Annotated in this window: 3 protein-coding genes; 1 reads left to right on the top strand and 2 read right to left on the bottom strand. The window is 37.6% G+C overall.

Annotated features, from left to right (window positions below; genetic code table 11):
- Nucleotides 1-208: 208 nt before the first annotated feature.
- Nucleotides 209-343: a hypothetical protein gene (locus tag AB1422_19450; GenBank protein MEW6621478.1), complete on the top strand. Its 135-nt coding sequence runs from the start codon at nucleotides 209-211 to the stop codon at nucleotides 341-343.
- A gap of 98 nt (nucleotides 344-441) precedes the next feature.
- On the opposite strand, the gene AB1422_19445 is transcribed toward AB1422_19450, so the two are convergent.
- Both AB1422_19445 and AB1422_19440 read right to left on the bottom strand, forming a co-directional pair.
- A complete protein-coding gene (locus AB1422_19445) occupies nucleotides 442-942 on the bottom strand; it encodes an AN1-type zinc finger protein (protein ID MEW6621477.1) in 501 nt (166 codons plus the stop codon).
- Nucleotides 943-968: 26 nt separating this feature from the next.
- A complete protein-coding gene (locus AB1422_19440) occupies nucleotides 969-1,136 on the bottom strand; it encodes a hypothetical protein (GenBank protein ID MEW6621476.1) in 168 nt (55 codons plus the stop codon).
- Between the last annotated feature and the right edge of the window lie 339 nt (nucleotides 1,137-1,475).

The following is a 1,475-nucleotide window of genomic DNA, read 5'->3' as shown; positions in this document are numbered from 1 at the left end:
GAGAAATTTGCAATTGGGTCAGACAACTGTTTTTCAAAGAGCTTTTAATCTGGAGTTATCAACAAGGCAAAACCGGAAAATCTATTGATTCTGTGTTGACAACTCTCTAAAAAACGCAAAAGTTTAGAAAAATATATATATATTATAGTTATAAACTATATGGAGGGATGTGTCTCTGTACGGTAAAGAAAGTCAGGAGGTAATTAATATGAAGCTTTCAACAAAACGCAGGTATGGTTTGAGGCTTATGTTGGATATGGCACTTTACGGAGGAAATGGGTGGCTTTCTGTAAATGATATTGCCAGGAGGCAGGATATATCCTTTCCCCAGGCTCATAATTAGAATTGCTGAAAATTTAGGGGACACAATATTAAATTTAAGTTGACAGGGTATTTTTGGAAGAAAAAGCAAAATTTAGTATTATGTCCCCGAAATTCATATCACCCACAAAGGCTCTGAATAACCCTTACCGTAGGTTTTATGTGTTTGGAGACAGTATTCTTATCATTAATCTCGATGGGTTTGCTTTTATCCCTATCCTGGCTACAGTGATGCTTATCCGTGTGCCTATGCTTAAAACAGTAATTCTTCCCACATATCGGGCAGTAATAGGCTGAAAAACCAATGAATATAGAGGCATTACACAATTGACAGGAGGTAGCCTTAAATTCACCTACCTTAACCAGTTCTACCGACTCTTCTGGTAATTCCTCATTCATTACTCCCTTATAGATAGTCTGGATAAACCTGGTAATTATCTTATGGCAGTCTTGTTGGGGTAGATTAGGCTCGGCTAAGGTGATACTCATCCTCTCATCATTATGGAGAGAAAGGAATACCTTCAAGGATTCATTCCTATTAGCACCTTCCCCTTCCGCAGGCAAATCAACTTGATAGACTGAATCAATCTTCTCCTTTATTATCTCAGAGAGGGATGCCATTAGGGTCAGACCGGAATGGCACTGACTTAAGCAACGAGACCATTGAGAGCCCTCCATTCTCCACGAGATATTTTCAATGTTGGATAATCTTTCTTCTTTCGTTTCTTTAATCTCGGCTCAATTCTATTCGGACGATATCGAACTTCCGAATTGGCTATCTTCTCAAGTAATTCATCATAAAGTAATGGCAACATCCAGAAAGGAGCTATACTTATCTTTAGACTATACGCTGCTGTTAATCTAATCGCCCCGGAAAAAACGGTGGTGTCTGAAAATAACTCTAATAGTGAAATCTATGCAGATTTGGTGTCCAAAAGGGATTTCCTCCAAAGAGCAAAATGCAAAACTCGTTTATAGTTTATGGTTTATAGTTTATAGTCTATAGTCCTTCAACTATCAACTATCTACTATCAACTATAAACTATCTTTGCCAAAGTTCAGTAAAATTATCTCTTTCCTTTCAGCGTTAAAATACTTGAAGCAAAGATATTACCAAATTCCTCCAACTCTTTGAGAAACCCTGCTACTTCCTC

The sequence above is a fragment of the bacterium genome, from assembly GCA_040757115.1.
In the GTDB taxonomy this organism is placed as follows: domain Bacteria; phylum UBA9089; class CG2-30-40-21; order CG2-30-40-21; family SBAY01; genus JBFLXS01.
The sequence above is the reverse complement of the archived record's forward strand: the minus strand, read 5'-3'. Positions and strand labels throughout refer to the sequence as shown.